Source organism: Povalibacter sp., from assembly GCF_036735925.1.
Taxonomy (GTDB): domain Bacteria; phylum Pseudomonadota; class Gammaproteobacteria; order Steroidobacterales; family Steroidobacteraceae; genus Steroidobacter.
This window is the reverse complement of record NZ_DAINNK010000008.1, coordinates 1-15,940: the sequence shown is the minus strand read 5'-3', so window position 1 is coordinate 15,940 and position 15,940 is coordinate 1. Positions and strand designations below refer to the sequence as shown.

Genomic DNA, 15,940 nt, shown 5'->3' with positions numbered 1-15,940 from the left:
CGGCCGGCGCAGATGCAGGCGCGGCCGTTCAGCGCGGCTCGACCCGCATTCCGGGAGACAGTCTCCACAACCCGCCTTCGCGCCGCGTCAGCCTGACCGGCAGGGCCATGACGAGCGCGTCGAGCGCGCGATCGGTGTCGTCGATCGGAAAGGCTCCCGAGATATGCAGGCCCGCCACCGCAGGGTCGCAGTCCAGGGAGTCGCGGCGGTAGCGGGAAATTTCGGCCACGAACCGGTCCAGCCGCCAGCCGGCAACGATGAGCAGGCCGCGTGTCCAGGCGTCCGCGGTAGCGGTCGGTACTGCGACGGTCTCGTCGAAGCGGTGCGCGTTGAAGCTTACCTGTTCGCCGGCTTGCAGCACCCGCGCATCGTGGGCTTGCATCGGAATCGCTTCGACGCGATGTTCGAGCACGGTCAGGAGGGTCGCATCGTCTTGCGCGCGAACGACGAAGCGCGTCCCCCATGCCTGCATCGTCCCTTGCGCCGTCCGCACGAAGAACGGCCGCGAATCCTTGCCGGTTTCGATCAGCAGTTCTCCGGCATGCAGGCGCACCAGTCGCTGCGCTTCATCGAAATTCACGTCCACAGCGGTCGCCGTGTTCAGCAGCAGTCGGCTGCCGTCGGCGAGTTGCCACTCGCGGCGCTCGCCGATCTGCGTCCGGTAGTCGGCGAAACGCTGCGGCCACGGCATCTGTCGATGCGCGAGCCATACGGCGCCGCCACCTATCGCGAACCCGGTCATGCCCTTCAGCAGTGTGCGACGCCGTCGGTCCGTGTCCTGCTGCGAGCCCGCGATCAATGCTTTCGTCGACGGTTCCACCGGCAGCTGTTGCAGCAACTTCTGCAGCGATTCGACGCGCTGCCACGCGAGCCGATGATCCGGATGGGCGTGAAGCCAGTCGCTCCATTCTTTGCGGTCGGCGTCGCTGGCTTCGCCGGAACACAGCTGTGCATGCCAGTGCGCCGCTGCTTTGAGGATTGCGCGGTCCATGGACTATTCCGCATCCAGTGCGAGGCACAGACACTGCTCGACCGCACGCGCCACATACTTCTTCACCGAGCTGGTCGACACTCCGAGCCGCTGTGCAATCTCGGCATACGTGAGGCCCTCGAGCTGCGACAGCAGGAACGCCTGTCGCGCCTTGAGACCAAGTCCATCGAGCATCGCGTCGATCTCGCACAATGTCTCGACGATCAGCGCACGCGACTCCGGCGATGTCTCGACCGGTTCCGGCGTCGATGCAAGCGCTTCCAGATAGGCGCGCTCCAGCGACTTGCGGCGGAAGTGATCGACCAGCACACGGCGCGCAATCGTCGCGAGATAACTGCGCGGCTCGCGGATGCCGCCGGCGGGCCGGCCAGCCGCAGGACTGGCGAGGATGCGCAGCAGGGTGTCCTGCGTCAGATCGGCGGCTTGTTCCGGGCAGCCGAGCCGGCGCCGCAGCCATCCTTGCAGCCAGGAATGGTGTTCGCGGCAGAGCGACTGGACAGCGTCGGTTCGGAGCGTGGTTTCGGTCATCGCAGCAGCCAGGAACATGGGGCGCCCTGGCTGCGCGGACTGGCTGAGGCGGGGCGGCAGTCTAGCGCCGGCGTCCTGCGCGGGCCCAGCGCCGGACCCAGCCATCCGTGCTGGAACGCTTCCCGCTGTTTTCTGGCGCCGGGCATGCCTGTTTTCTCATCTCATTCGTCATACCAGTAGAACCTGCCGGGACCGGCAGCAGGCACCCATGTCGACATTCACTTTGAAAGACAGCCCGTTGATTCACGCCACGATGGAGTACGCCCGGCAACGCACGGTGCCGCTCGCTTCGGTGGGACTCCTGCATGGGCTATTCGCGTTTCTGCTCATCGCGAGCATGCAGCGCGACGACGACGTCACGCCTCCCATGCCGATTCAGGTGCAAATGATCGCCGATGCCTCGGAGGCGCGACCGCCGCCTCCGGCGCCCCCGGTGGAAATCGAACGTCCGCGCATCGATGCGGTCATGCCGGACCTGCTGGAGTTCGATGCGCCGCCCGCGGAGAACGCGATCACGTTGACCGCAGCGCCACCGTCTGCACCACCGGCTCAGCCGAGTACGCCGACGCCTGCAATCACGCTGCCGCGCTTCGATGCCGACTACCTGAGCAACCCCGCCCCTACCTACCCGTCAGTATCACGGCGCCTGCGCGAACAAGGCTTGGTAATTTTGCGCGTGCGCGTCACGCCCGCGGGCGCGGCAGCCGTTGTCCAGGTTGACCGAACCAGCGGCTTCCCGCGCCTGGATACCGCCGCTGTCGACGCCGTACAGCACTGGCGATTCGTGCCGGCACGTCGCGGCGACGAAGCCGTGGAAGCGTGGGTGCTGGTGCCCGTCGAGTTCGAACTGCGACGAACCTGACACGCCAGCAAGTCCATTCGCGGACGAGGACGCCGATCACACCAAGGATCGCCTGCAGGATTGCAGACATTGCTTCTTGCGGAGGAAGCGACAGAGCGGGAGGAGTCTGCGAGCGTGAGTGGCGCAATCAACAGCGGACGGCGCGCAGTAAAGGAATTGTTGCCGACCCTTGGGACCGGAAGGAGGCCGGCCCCAGAACGGGGCCGGCCTTGTCATCATCAAACAGCTACATCAGAAGCGAACGCGAACCTGAAGGCTGTAGAAGCTTTCGGGTCCGAGGTAGTTCGTGCGAGCCAGCCCCAGATCCGGACTGGCGACGCCGATGCCGGTCACATAGTCGTCATCCAGCAGGTTGCTGCAGCTGAGATTCACCTCATACCGATTGGTCGGCGCACGCCACGTTGCACTGGCGTTGACGACCGAGTAATCGCTCATCTTCCAGGTATCGGTATTGAAGTACGACCAGTAACGTTCACCCGCGTAGTACACGTAGCCGCCCAGGATGAGCGAGCCCGGCGTGAAGTTGAGCGTGTAGTACCCGGCAAGGCTCGCCTTGTGGCGCGGGATGCGCGAAAGCTGGTTGCCCACGATGCTTTGCGGCGTTCCTGTGACATCAGCCGGATCGACGACCAAGCCGTCCATCGCCGTATATTCGCCGTTGGTATAGGTGTAGTTGCCTCGCACCCACACATCCGGCGTCGGCGTCCAGGTGCCTTCGATTTCGATGCCGTAGATTTCCGTATCTACGTTGTCATAGCGCGTTGCAGCAACGGTCGGTCGGCCGTCGATCGGATTCGGCAGCCAGACCGTCAGCGGAATCTGCATGTCCGTGTAGTCGTTGAAGAACAGCGCCACCGTGCTGAAGAACTGGCTGCTCACCAACTGCTTCCATCCCAGCTCATAAGCAATCAGCTCTTCCGGATCGGACACGTTGTTCTTGCCGCCCTGAGCCGGATCCGGGACGATGCTGTCGAGCGACAAGCTGCTCGGCTTCGAACCGCGTGCAATGCTGAGATAAAAGTTGGCGTCATCAGTTGCCTGGTAGTCGGCGGCAATTCGCCCGGTGATCTCCTCATCCTTGACGACCGTGTTGGCGCCATTGACCAGCGGCGTGACATCGCCAGCGGCCGCCGTATCCCAGTAGAAACTGTGATACTCGTTGGTGCCGTCGCTCTCATCCTCGGTATAGCGAAGACCGGCGGTCAGCTCGAGTTTGTCCGTAAGCGCGTAAGTCAGCTGACCGAACACGGCGCGGGACTCCACGTCGAGGAGGTTGTGCTGGCGGTAGGTATCGCGGTCAGGATTCGGAGCAATGGGCGCCGCCGGCGACTGCACGGCATTGTTGTACCAACGATAGGTCGGGTTAGCCAGCTCAGGCTGATTGGGATTGCCAATCTGGTAGAAGCGATCGTACTTGCCCTTCGAGTAGTACAGACCGAGATTCCACTCGAGGCCATCGTGAGCGTTACCTTCGAGACGCAACTCATGAGAATAACGCTCGTCGTCGTTGTAGTAGTGATCCACGATCGACGTACTGATGAAGATACCATCGGGGACCGTCCCCGGATTCCCCGGCCCTGTGACGTAACCGATGCGCGACGTGGCGTCGTAGTCGCCACTGCCTTCCGAGACATAGGCCTGATAGCCGCCGACGTAGTACAACGTCGCCGCCCCCAGATTCCAGTCCGCATTCAGGATGTGCACCTGGTTGTCCGAGAGCTTGTCGTACCCTTCGACGTCGACGTCGATCACGCGCGGCTGCTGCGGCGGATTCTTGTCGTAGTTGTAGGTTACGTTCGGGATGTTGCCTCCCATGAAGGGCGCTGCATTGTTGTAGACCGCCGGCGCCGTGTAGCCGCGGGCGTTGTCATAGGAGAACGTGCTGGAGCGCAGGTGGAAGTGCAGATCGTCGGTCACCTGGCCTTCGAACTGGAGTTCCGCATACAGATTCTCGCCCTTGTACCCCGCCTCGATCGGTCCGACGTTCTTCTGCGAACGCTCGGGCTGCTCGAAGCGCTGCACGCTGGCACGTGCGCCGTAGTTTTCGCTCAACGGTCCGGAGACGGTGAAGCCCAGGGTATTCCAGTCGTAGCGGCCGTAGCCTACGAGGGCCTCGCCCATGAAGGTGTCCGTCGGTGCGCGACTGATCAGGTTGGCGGCGCCGCCGATGGCGTTCGTTCCGTAGCGCGTGCCCTGCGGGCCGCGAAGGATCTGCACGCTGCCGCCGATCAGCGTGTTTTCGCCGACGACGCTTGAATCCGGCAGATAGAAGCCGTTCACGTAGTAGGCGACCGGCTCCGTGGTGCCGAGAGCCGACGTCGCCGTCGTGCGGCCCACGCCGCGAATCGTGACACCGCGGTCTGAGATCTCGACGCCCGGCGTCAATCGATACATATCGGTGGCGGTGGCCGTGCCCGTCATGTTGCGCTGCTCGGCGTTGAACTCGGTTACGGACAACGGCTTCTGGGCGATGTCTTCCTGGTAGCTGTTCGCCGTAACGATGACCTCTTCCAGTTGCAGCTTTCCATCATCTGCCGCCGAAGCAAGCGGTCCGACCGTCAGGCCCGCCAGCAGGACAGGCGTTGTGGTGAGCCAGTAGCGGGATGCGCGTTTAGCCAGTTTTCGATGCATTGCATGTTCCCCCATGTGAGAGTTGTGAACCGAATAGCCAGTCACGGATGTATAGGCCGCTGGATATTTTTTAATACTCGGTATGTTGATTATTGAGCTACTTTCAGGACGTTTGCAATATCCCTTGCAGAGACAAACTGTTTTTTTGCACCGACGGTCTACGATCGAAGACTGATTCCGTCAACTGATTGATTTTCCCGGATGCCGATGAGACCAGGCAGATGATCCATCCTCGACTTCCCTCTCGCATCCGCAAATGCACGCAGCGTGCTGCACCCGCACACAACGCCGGGCGGCGGCTTGTTGCGAACGCAAAAGCGTGCCGTCCACGCAACAATTTGCTGCGAGAAGTACATCGAAGGGTGTGGGTGATGTCTCTGCCGAAGGAGCCGGGGTCCGTTCTCCGGCCCCGGTCATATAGATATGTCTCAAGGGCCGCCTGCGGGTTCGCGCAGGCGGCCGTCGCTCCGACTCATTTCGTCGGCAGCTTGGTTCCTTCCTTCAGCGGCGTCGGTCCCAGTGTGTAGGGCGCACCGACCCATTCATCCGTCGGACCGACCAGGATGAACATGTCCAGCTTCGATCGCGTCCCATCCGGGCGGGCGACCGTGGCCGTGCCGATATAGATGCCGTCTTCGAGCTTGCGCAGCTCATCGAACAACGTCGTCTTGTTGAAAGCGCCGTAGTCGAGAACGTACGCCGGCTTGCCGTCGATGATGGACGGACGAACGCTCGTCGCCATCCGCAAGTTGCGCTCGATGCGTCCGCCCGGGAAACGCCAGCGGTTGTAGCCCTCGCCGGTGCTCGCCGTCAGCGGATGGAAGGCCTTGCCGAGCCAGTAACCGCGCACCGACTTCTCGTTGAACATGTAGTCCGCATAGCCCTTCTGATAGGCCGGATCGTCCGCGCCGGGGCCGAGTCCCGTGTAGTGACCGTTCATTTCCTCGAGCGTCGGCGCCGGCAGCGTGCGCCACAGCGCGATGCCCTCTTCCTGGGTCAGCGCGTTCAGCTTCTCCATGGTCCATTTTCCCGACGTGCCGACCGGCGTCTGATTGATGTTCGGACGCGCGGCGAGCTTGTCCGCATCGGCGACAGGGTCGATGACACCGGCTCCGCCACCGTTGGCGACAACCACGGGGATGGCCATCATCGCCAACAGACTCCCCAGTCCGAATCGAAGCAACGGTATACGCATGTGATGACTCCTTGATGAGTTTGAACTGATGAAAACTATCGACGGCGACGGTTGACGGCCGCGCGCGAGGATCCGGTCTTTTTCGATTTCCGCAGCGCTTCTCCGCCCAGGAGCGCGACGACGCCGTCCACGACGGCGACACACGCAGCACTCAGGGTCTGGCCAGGCTTCTCGCTCATAACCCAGCGCCGCGCCGCATTCACGTTGCCGGCCCACAGGGCGCAGGCGATCAAGCGTGGTTGCGGATCTTTATCGGGATGCACGCCGAGATCGCGCGCGAGCGATCTGGCAAGCAGCTCTTCATATTCGAACCAGCTCGCAAGCAGGTTTCCCGGCACCGCGGTTGCTGCAAAGCGCTGCTGAATGGCGGCTCGATAACCGCGGCCGCCGTCGCGTTCGGTGACTTCGCGAGCGGCCGTCTCCACCCAGTCGCGCCAGAACGTGAGTGTGTCTTCGGTCCGCGCCGGATCTTCGATCCGCTCGCGGAAACGCTCGAGGTATTTGAGTTCGATGGCCTGCGCCAGGGCCGCCTTGCTGGGGAAATGCCGGTAGAGCGTCTGCACGTGCATGCCCGCGTGAGCGGCCACTTCGTCGAGCGTCGCATCCTCGACGCCTTTGCGCGCGAACAATTCCGCCGCGGCATCGACCAGTGCGGTGCGCGTGCTGTGCTTTCGTGCAGTGCGAAGCGGATAGGCGTTGTCGCTGTCGGTCATGACAGATCTCGTCGACGACGTTGTAGTTTCGTAGATCAGTGTAGTTAACTATACCTATCTCCACAAGCGCCATGCCCGAGCTCCATGAAGAATCGATCCTGCGCGATTGCGCTGACCAGCCTAGTCCTCTCGCTGAACGTCGTGTCGGCAATGGCCGCACAGGCTCCTGCGCCCGCAGCGCTTTCCTTCAGCATCGAACAGGCGAATCGCGGCAAGGTCGCGTACTCGCAGCTCTGCGCCAGTTGTCATGGCGCCTCCCTCGAAGGATCCGGAATGAGTCCGGCATTGAGCGGCGCGACTTTTCAGCGCAAGTGGGCAGGACAAAGCGGCGCGGCGCTCTACGCGCAGTTCGTTCGCATGCCGCCGGGCGCGAAGCCACTGCCGACAGCGACGTATGGGGATCTGCTTGCGTATGTGCTTCAGACCAACGGCGCTGCGAGCAGCGAGCAGCCGCTGCCCGCCGATCCTGCATCGCTGCAGGCGCCCGTCTTTGCCGACGCCGCGCACGGCACAGCGCCGGCCAGCCAGCCATCGGGCACTGCATCGGGCCGTCCGAGCCGTCTCGATCATCTCACCGCCGTTACGAATGCTTCGTTGCGATCGCCACCGTCGTCCGACTGGCTCATGTGGCGCCGCACGTACGATGGCTTCGGCTTCAGTCCGCTCGAGCAGATCGATCGGCACAACGCCGGGGATCTGCGGCTCGCCTGGAGCTGGTCGCTGCCGCAAGGCGGCAACATGATGACGCCCATCGTTCACGACGGCGTGCTCTTTGCGTACAGCTATGGAGACATCGTCGAGGCGCTGGATGCGACGACGGGCGATCTGCTGTGGCGGCATGAACGCAAGCTCGAAGGCACCGCCGTTCATCAGGGCAAGAAGGGCGTTGCGATCCAGGGAAACACGCTGCTGGTACCGACCTCCGACGTGCGCGTTCTGGCACTCGACACCCGCACCGGCGCCGTACGCTGGGAACACGCGATCGACACGCGCGGCCAGAAGGACTTCCAGATCAAGAGCGCCCCGCTCGTCGTCGGCAACAAGGTCATCGTCGGTCTGAACGGATTTCACACGGTGAAGGGCGGCAGTTTCATCGTCGCGCTCGACATCGACAGCGGCAGGGAACTGTGGCGCTTCTACACGATCGCGCGCCCGGGCGAACCGGGCGGCGAGAGCTGGAACGGCCTGCCGCTCGAAGCGCGCAGCGGCGGTTCGATCTGGGTCGGCGCCACCTACGACCCGGATCTCAACCTGGTCTACTTCGGCGCCGCGCCGACGTATGACACGCAGCCGCTGCGTGCACCGGTGCAGCGGCCCGGCGTCACGAACGAGGCGCTCTACACCAACAGCACGATTGCGCTCAATGCCGACACCGGCAAGCTCGTCTGGTACTTCCAGCACCAGGCCAACGATCAGCTCGATCATGACTGGGCGTTCGAACGCCAGGTCGTGGAGATCAACGTCAACGGCAAACCGCGCAAGGCCGTCATCACCGGCGGCAAGCTGGCCATCTTCGAAGCGCTCGATGCCGCAACCGGCAAATATCTTTTCTCGATCGACCTCGGCATGCAGAACGTCATCGCTTCGATCGATCCGGTCAGCGGCGCAAAGACGCTCAATCCCGCCGCGATTCCCGCGACCGATGCCGTGCTCAAGCGCATCACCCTGCCGGGCATCTGCCCGGATCTGCTCGGCGCGCGCAACCTGATGGCGAGCGCCTACGACGCCGGGCGTCGAACGCTGTACGTGCCGCTCACGGACACGTGCCGCCATCCCTTCCCCAACGGACCGCGCTGGCAGAAGGAGCCCGGCGAAGGCGATGGCTTCGGGCTCATCAAGGCCATCAATCTCGATACGCACGAGGTTGCCTGGACCCATCGCCAGTCCGCCCCCTTCACGAGCGCCATGCTTGCCACGGCCGGCGGACTTCTCTTCACCGGCTCCGCCGATCGCCGCTTCAGCGCCTACGACGATCGCGACGGCCGACTGCTGTGGCAGGCGCGTCTCGACAACATGCCTGTTTCCTATCCGATCACCTACAGCGTGAACGGCCAGCAGTACGTCGCGGTCGCGACCAACGAAGGCTTCGTCCACGCCACGGCCATGCTTCAGAGCGCAGGCATCGCCGGCACACCCAACGGCGGCGCGACCCTCTGGGTTTTCGCGTTGCCGCAAACCCTCGCGCGAGGAATTCACGAATGAAGAAGACACACTGGCTCGCCTGCTGGTCGCTACTCACTGCACTGGCTGCTCCGGCCGAGGCGCAGATGGTGAAGTTCGCCTCCATCTGGGAAGTACCCGGCGACAACACCCTGCTCGATCAGTGGTATCGACGTACGCATTCGCAGGAGACGCTGCAATCGGTCGGGCCCTGGCTCACGCGATACTGGACGTATCGGGCTCAGGACGTTCCGGAATCCGTGGCCAAGCGCTTCAACGTCGTGAACTACCGGCTCACGGAAATGTGGTATCCGAGCCTCCAGGCCCGCGACGAATCGCGCGGTGCGTTTTATCCACTCTCGCCCCCGCCGATGGACCCGCAGCGCTTTCCCGGGAAGAACCGCATCGCGCAGATCGTCGTCCCGGCCATTCCGACCGAGAAATTTCTCGACGCGATGCCGCGCGACCGCGCGACCTATGTCCGCTGGGTCTACTTCGTGCGCTATCCGGCCGGCGTCTCGGTCGACGACGGCGAGCGCTGGTTCCTGCAGGTTCATGCGCCGCAGCTGGCCAAACTCACGGGACTGCGACGATTCGTCAGTTACAAGTCCGCCGATCCGCTCACGCGCGCCGACGCCTGGGTGCGCATGAGCGAGCTGTGGTTCGATGACTTCGATGCCTGGCGCGCCGCGGTGCTGGATGCACCGCCCGCCTTCACGGCGCCGAGCTGGGGCGGCACTTTCCCCTACGCCGACATCGTCAGCATGTTCACCGGCGCGCAGGCCGACATGGACTTCATGCGCGAGTACTATCGCGTTCCCTGATGAGCGGCCCGCTCCATTTTCACTACCTCTGTCTCCAGCATGAAGAAAACCGCCCGATCCTCTTTCCGCCTCCGCACGCTATCGATGGCTCTCGCCTGCTGCGCCGTACATGGCACCGCGTCGCTGGCCGATGATGCAGGAGCAGCACCGCCCGCCTACGACGCCTCGCGATGGTCCTACTGGGGCGGCGACGCCGGCCAGACGCGCTACGCACCGCTGAACCAGATCAATGCCGCCAATGTCGCGCGGCTGAAGATCGCCTGGCGCTGGAGCGCCGACACGAATGGAACGGGTGCCTCCAACAACTTCAAGTCGACACCGCTGCTGGATGACGGCGTGCTCTACGTGCCGTGGCTCAATCACGGCGTGGCTGCGATCGATGCCGGCACGGGCAAGACCCTGTGGACGTTCGAGCCGCAACCCGCCGATATCGGCAATGGCACGGGTTCGCTCAACTCGCGGGCGCTCGCCTTCTGGAGCGACGGACGCGAGAAGCGCCTGATCCACAACACGCTCGATGGTCGCCTGATATCGATCGACGCACGCACCGGACGCGCCGATCCGCACTTCGGCCGCAACGGCTGGCTCGATCTGCGCGACAACCTCGACGACATGCGTCCGCGCGTCGACGTGCGCTCGGTCTCGCCGGCCATCGTCGTCGGCGATGTGATCGTCGCGCAGTCGCTGCCGCGCGAAACCTTCAAGAAGGAAGCGACGCCAGGCAACTTCCGCGGTTTCGACGTGCGCACCGGAAAGCAGCTGTGGACGTTCCACGTCGTGCCGCGTCCCGGCGAGGTCGGCAACGAGACCTGGGAAGCGGGCAGCTGGCGCTGGGGCGGCAACGCCGGCACCTGGACGATGATGAGCGCGGACCCGAAGCTCGGCTACGTCTACATTCCGACCGATACGCCGGCCAACGATTTCGCGGGTGTCGACCGGCCCGGCGACAATCTCTTCGCCGAAAGCATCCTCGTGCTCGATGCCCGCACCGGCAAGCGCGTGTGGCACTTCCAGACCGTGCATCACGGTCTGTGGGACTACGACAACCCGGCCGCGCCGATCCTGCACGACATCGTGCGCGATGGGCAGCGCATTCCGGTCGCGACCCTGCTGACGAAACAGAACCTGGTGTTCACGTTCAACCGGATCACCGGCGAACCCATCTGGCCGATCCACGAACGCCCGGTGCCGCAAAGCACCGTGCCTGGCGAGAAGACCTCGGCGACGCAGCCGTTCCCGAGCAAACCCGCGCCGCTGTCCTTCCTCGGCTACGACGAGAATCAGCTCATCGACTTCACGCCGCAGCTTCGCGCCGAGGCGGTGGAGATCATGAAGCGCTACGCCAAGGGACCGCTGTTCCTGCCGCCGATCGTTGCCGGCGAGAACGGGCTGCGCGGCACCTGGATCAATCCCGGCTACGGCGGCGGCGCGGAATGGATCGGCGGCGCGTTCGATCCCGATACCGGCGTGCTCTACGTCCCGATCCGCCACAAACCCTATGCCGCTGCGGTGGCGAAGGCCGATCCTGCGCGCACGAATTACGCGTACCTGCCTTCCGGCAATCATGTGGTGACCGGCCCGCAGGGACTGCCGATCCTGAAACCGCCGTACAGCGAACTCGTCGCACTGGACATGAATCGCGGCGAGCATCTGTGGCGCATTCCGGTCGGCGGCGCGTCGGATTTCATCCGCAATCATCCGGCGCTGAAAGGCCTGAAGCTCGACTTCGACCGCATGGGGCAGTACGACATCCGCCCGGGTCTCGTCCTCACGAAGGAACTCATCTTCATGGGCGAATCGGGGAGCCTGCCCGGCCAGACCGGCGGCCCGATGCTGCGCGCCTACGACAAACGCGACGGCGCGGTGTTGTGGCAGGAAGCCATGCCTGCACTCGTGACCGGCGCGCCGATGACGTACATGCATCGCGGTCGTCAGTATGTCGTCCTCACGGTCTCACAGAACGGACGCCCCGCCGAGATGATTGCGCTCAGCCTCGACGGCACCAGCGAAAGCGGAGCACCGCCGGCCGCGGGCGTCGCCGTCCAGGCGGCGCCCGTCACCAAGACAGCAGCTGCAGCCTCCGTTCCCGTCAGTGCCGAGGAACTCGCGCTCGGCGGACAGGTGTTCGGTCGTCTCTGCGCAGCTTGTCATGGCGCTACGGGCCAGGGCGGCGTCGGGCCTTCGCTCACGGGACGCACCGATCTGGCGAACGTTGCACTCATCATCGCCGAAGGCCAGGGCCAGATGCCGCCGCTGAGCGCCGCACTCGCTCCCAAGGAGATCGACGCCGTCGCGAAGTACGTCGTGAGATCGCTGCGCGCGAGCCCCTCACGCGCGCCGTCTCCCGGGCCGGCGATGCCGCCGCCCGAGGGTTGACCCTTCAATGACTACGCAACTCATCCTTTCGACCGCAGCACCCACCAAGAGGACCTGACATGATGCGATTGAAGCTGATCACGGCGCCGATGCTGGCAGCCGCCCTGGCGCTCGGCGCCACCGCCATGGCGGCGGACGCGCCCATCAAACGCGGGCTCACGTCGCAGGACTGGGCCTACAAGCTCGCCGACGGCGTGACGACGCGCGAGGTGATCTACTACAGCGACGGCATTGCCTGCTACGCGAAGCTGTTCTTCCCGAAGAACTTCTCTGCCGACAAGAAACTCGCAGGGGTCGTGCTCGGGCAGGGCTGGGCCGGCTATCACAACTCGATCGAGAAATACGGCGCCCGTTTCGCCGAGCGCGGACTGGTCGCGATGGTGATCGACTACCGCGGCTGGGGCGGCAGCGACGGCTTCCCGACCGTCACCGATCGTCTGAAGAACGACGATGCCGTGCGCTTCACGCGCACGCAGGCGAACGTCGTCATCAAACGCACACGCCTTCTACCTGCACGCCAGGTGGAGGATTTCCGCAATGCGATCTCCTATCTGCAGGGAGAAGCCGGCGTCGATCCGGCGCGCATCGGCGTGTGGGGTTCGAGCTTCGCGGGAGGTCACGTCATCACCGTCGCCGGCCAGGACGCGCGCGTGAAGGCGGTCGTGGCGCAGATCCCCGGAGGCAGCAACGCGCAGCCCGCCCCGCTCAAGCTCGAGGGTGCGCTGCTCGCCGATGCAATCAAACGCGCACGCACCGGTCAGGGCGACGAGTACGAAACGGGATTCTCCATCCCGCGCATGGTCGACGTCGAAACCCAGCAGGCCGTGCGGGAGTACTACCCGTTCTACCACGCCCGATTCCTGGGTGAACGGCCGATCCTGATGGTCGTTGCGGAGAAGGAGGAACTGGGCGGCAATGTCGCCAGCCGTGCCGCATTCGCCGACATCCAGGGACCGAAGAAGTGGATCGAAGTGCCGGACACCACGCACTTCCAGATGTATATCGACAAAGCGTTCGAAATCAGTTCGAACGCCGCTGCCGACTGGTTCAACCAGCATCTGTAAGGGCAGACGTCGATGCCCGCGTCGCGCGCCGATCCAGGCGCGCGACGCTATCGAGCCGATCCCGACCTGACCACGCGCAGCGGCGAGGCTGCCAGGCGCGCACGCGCGATGCGACGTGGATCAGGCAACAGCGAGTCGACGAGCGCCTGCGGATGACGAACGAGAAAAGTCGCACCCGCCTCCGCCAGCTCCAACCTCGAACCATAGCCCCATAGCACGCCGACCGATGACAGACCGTGCGCCCGCGCAGCGCGCACATCATGACATCGGTCTCCGACGACCACCGTCGCCCTGGGATCGAGCCGCTCCCGCTCCAGGATATGCGCGATCAATGCGTGCTTGTCGGCATGCATGCCGTCGAGTTCGCTCCCGTAGATCCGGTCGAAGTACTGTTGCAGCGAGAAATGGATGAGCACGCGTTCGGCGAACAGCGTCGGCTTCGACGTCGCCAGGAACAGGCGAACGCCGCCTTCGCGCAGCATCGCCAGCGCTTCGGCGACATCGGGATAGACGGTGCATTCGAGTACGCCGCCGCCCGCATAGCGTTCGCGGTAGTGCCGGAGGGCAAGCGCGAGCCGGTGCTGACGCGACGGGCCGAGCAGGCATGAAAGCGTTTCGCGCAGCGGCGGACCGATGTGGCGCGTGAGCGCCCGCTCCGGGAGGGAGGGCATCCGCAACTTCACCAGAGCGTGATTGACGCTGGCCACGAATCCGACGCGAGGGTCAGTCAGCGTGCCATCCAGATCCAGCAGGACGTTGAGATTCAAGGAGCTTCCTTCTGACGAACCACGGCGATCTGTTTGCCGTCCGCGGTAGTTGTTGTCCTGACAGCCCGCCCGCACAGGCTTATGTCTCAATCGACGAAATCCGCCAGGGCGCAGTTGAATCCGATCCGGTACGTGCCGTTCGACGCCAGGCAAAAGCACACACGGGCGAGCACCGACCTCACACGCGGCGGCTCGCCGTGAATCTCCAGATCGAGGCGATACGTCTCGCCCACTTTGAGCGGATACGACAGCGAAAGACACACTCCTGACGCCGAAATATCCACCGCCTGCGCTTGCCCGCGCCTGCCCTGGACGACGGCGAACCCGCGTACGGGTAATCGTGCCTGCCCGCGCCGCTCCGATCCGAATGGCGGCTCGAACCTCCCCGAGTCACGCATCATCGATGCCTCCCCCGTATTTCGCGCCGCGAAGAGATCTCGAAAACACGCAGTTTTTCTGCGTTGCTTCGCAGCACTGCAGTGCCGCATCTTCCGGGCATGCCCTATATTCTGATTCTATGGTATGTGCATCAATAAATCAGTCAACCGACTGAAATATCTTACTTAGTCGGCTCAATACGGCAATTGTCGACTAATTATCGTTGCAATACGGATAACCCCTAAGGATAATCTTCGCATAAAGTCAAAATTTGCATTTAAGGTATGCACGCGCGTCACTGAACTGGCGACGTCGCTGCAGTATCTGGTCGCACGAAGCGACGGCATTGATTAAACAACCTCGCGCAGCGCGCCGGCATCGTCGCCGTCGCACATGCGCAGAGACTTGCAGGGGGTCAGGGACATCGTGACTCACATCGATCGCAACAGGATCAAGCGTCTCGATGGAACGCTGCTTCTGGTGTTTCGCGAACTGGTGCGCTGCCGCCGCACGACTGCTGCGGCCGAACGCCTGGGACTGAGTCAGTCGGCAGTGAGTCACGTACTCGGCCGATTGCGCCAGCTGTTCGAGGACCCGCTCTTCATCCGTCGTCCCAATGGCCTCGAACCGACGCGGCGCGCCCTCGAAATCGCGCCGATGATCGATGATCTGATCCTGCGCGCGCAGGAGACGATGGACATCGGTCGCGGATTCGATCCGGCCACGACCTACCGGCAGTTCCGCCTTGCCGGTGCGGACTTCGACTGCACGCTGACAGCCGCGCGCATCCTGCGATCCTTCGAATGCGAGGCGCCGCATGCGCGCATCTCGTTTCGAATGCTGATGGGCGAAGAAGCGCTCGGGGCGCTCTCGCTGGACGAGATCGATCTGGCCATCGGCCGTTTCGACTGCCCGCTTCCGGAGGCGCTGTATGCGGATGCGCTGTACGAAGAGCGCTACTGCGTGATTGCCCGGCAGCGTCACCCGCGCATCCGGGGCGAGATTGATCTCGACGCCTACACCTCGGCGGGTCACGTCATCGTGACGGCCAGCGGCACCATGACGGATGTCGGCGAACGTCCGTTGCAGCAACTGGGCGTTACGCGCCGGGTCGTGGCAAGCGTGCCGCGCTTCCTGATTGCCTTCACCGTGGTCTCGCAGACCGATTCCATCGCCACCGTTCCGCTGCGGCTGGCACGCCGCTACGCGGACAGCCTGCGGCTGCAGATCCTCACCCTGCCCTTCGAATACGGCTCGCACTCGGTGATTGCACTGCGTCGCGCCCAGGCGGGTTCCGATCCGGCAATCGACTGGCTGGTGACGAAAGTGCGCGCGGCGATCCGCACGGCGCACGAGAGCGAAGAGCCCGCCCGGGTTCTCGAAAAAATCCTTCCCTGATCGGGTAGGGGGTGAGCTTGCGCTCACCGCCCTCCCACACCACCGGACGTGCG

13 protein-coding genes are annotated in these 15,940 nt (G+C 64.0%); 6 read left to right on the top strand and 7 right to left on the bottom strand.

The window, feature by feature from the left end:
- Positions 1-28 precede the first annotated feature (28 nt).
- Together V7D81_RS04290 and V7D81_RS04285 are read right to left on the bottom strand one after the other, a co-directional pair.
- Positions 29-991 (bottom strand): FecR domain-containing protein, encoded by a 963-nt coding sequence (locus tag V7D81_RS04290; protein ID WP_324314735.1) that lies wholly within the window; start codon positions 989-991, stop codon positions 29-31.
- Positions 992-994: 3 nt separating this feature from the next.
- Positions 995-1,537: a sigma-70 family RNA polymerase sigma factor gene (locus tag V7D81_RS04285; protein WP_324314734.1), complete on the bottom strand. Its 543-nt coding sequence runs from the start codon at positions 1,535-1,537 to the stop codon at positions 995-997.
- Positions 1,538-1,727: 190 nt separating this feature from the next.
- On the opposite strand from V7D81_RS04285, the gene V7D81_RS04280 reads away from it, so the two are divergent.
- The gene (locus tag V7D81_RS04280; RefSeq protein ID WP_324314733.1) at positions 1,728-2,381 is read left to right on the top strand and encodes an energy transducer TonB; all 654 of its coding nucleotides are present in this window, start codon (positions 1,728-1,730) and stop codon (positions 2,379-2,381) included.
- Between the two features lie 231 nt (positions 2,382-2,612).
- Here the strand turns inward: V7D81_RS04280 and V7D81_RS04275 are convergent, their stop codons facing one another.
- The 3 genes from V7D81_RS04275 to V7D81_RS04265 form a co-directional block, all read right to left on the bottom strand.
- Positions 2,613-5,012 carry a TonB-dependent receptor gene (locus tag V7D81_RS04275; protein ID WP_324314732.1) on the bottom strand — a complete coding sequence of 800 codons (2,400 nt, stop codon included), beginning with the start codon at positions 5,010-5,012 and terminating at the stop codon, positions 2,613-2,615.
- Between the two features lie 472 nt (positions 5,013-5,484).
- Positions 5,485-6,207, bottom strand: coding sequence for a hypothetical protein (locus tag V7D81_RS04270; protein WP_324314731.1), 723 nt, complete (start codon positions 6,205-6,207; stop codon positions 5,485-5,487).
- A 35-nt stretch (positions 6,208-6,242) separates the two neighbouring features.
- Positions 6,243-6,920, bottom strand: coding sequence for a TetR/AcrR family transcriptional regulator (locus tag V7D81_RS04265; RefSeq protein ID WP_324314730.1), 678 nt, complete (start codon positions 6,918-6,920; stop codon positions 6,243-6,245).
- Between the two features lie 84 nt (positions 6,921-7,004).
- Between V7D81_RS04265 and V7D81_RS04260 the strand changes: the two genes are divergently transcribed.
- The 4 genes from V7D81_RS04260 to V7D81_RS04245 all read left to right on the top strand — a co-directional run bounded on the left by V7D81_RS04260 (position 7,005) and on the right by V7D81_RS04245 (position 13,344).
- Entirely contained in the window at positions 7,005-9,122 is a 2,118-nt protein-coding gene (locus V7D81_RS04260; protein ID WP_324314729.1) for an outer membrane protein assembly factor BamB family protein, read from the top strand.
- Positions 9,119-9,904 carry a hypothetical protein gene (locus V7D81_RS04255; protein WP_324314728.1) on the top strand — a complete coding sequence of 262 codons (786 nt, stop codon included), beginning with the start codon at positions 9,119-9,121 and terminating at the stop codon, positions 9,902-9,904. The genes V7D81_RS04260 and V7D81_RS04255 overlap by 4 nt, the downstream gene beginning before the upstream one ends.
- 84 nt (positions 9,905-9,988) lie before the next feature.
- Positions 9,989-12,280, top strand: coding sequence for an outer membrane protein assembly factor BamB family protein (locus V7D81_RS04250; protein WP_324314727.1), 2,292 nt, complete (start codon positions 9,989-9,991; stop codon positions 12,278-12,280).
- Positions 12,281-12,339: 59 nt separating this feature from the next.
- Entirely contained in the window at positions 12,340-13,344 is a 1,005-nt protein-coding gene (locus tag V7D81_RS04245) for an alpha/beta hydrolase (protein WP_324314726.1), read from the top strand.
- Between the two features lie 47 nt (positions 13,345-13,391).
- Here V7D81_RS04245 and V7D81_RS04240 read toward each other — a convergent pair whose 3' ends face one another.
- Together V7D81_RS04240 and V7D81_RS04235 are read right to left on the bottom strand one after the other, a co-directional pair.
- The gene (locus V7D81_RS04240) at positions 13,392-14,111 is read right to left on the bottom strand and encodes an HAD hydrolase-like protein (protein WP_324314725.1); all 720 of its coding nucleotides are present in this window, start codon (positions 14,109-14,111) and stop codon (positions 13,392-13,394) included.
- Between the two features lie 86 nt (positions 14,112-14,197).
- A complete protein-coding gene (locus V7D81_RS04235) occupies positions 14,198-14,512 on the bottom strand; it encodes a PilZ domain-containing protein (RefSeq protein WP_324314724.1) in 315 nt (104 codons plus the stop codon).
- Positions 14,513-14,915: 403 nt separating this feature from the next.
- On the opposite strand from V7D81_RS04235, the gene V7D81_RS04230 reads away from it, so the two are divergent.
- Positions 14,916-15,887, top strand: coding sequence for a LysR family transcriptional regulator (locus V7D81_RS04230; protein WP_324314723.1), 972 nt, complete (start codon positions 14,916-14,918; stop codon positions 15,885-15,887).
- Positions 15,888-15,940 lie beyond the last annotated feature (53 nt).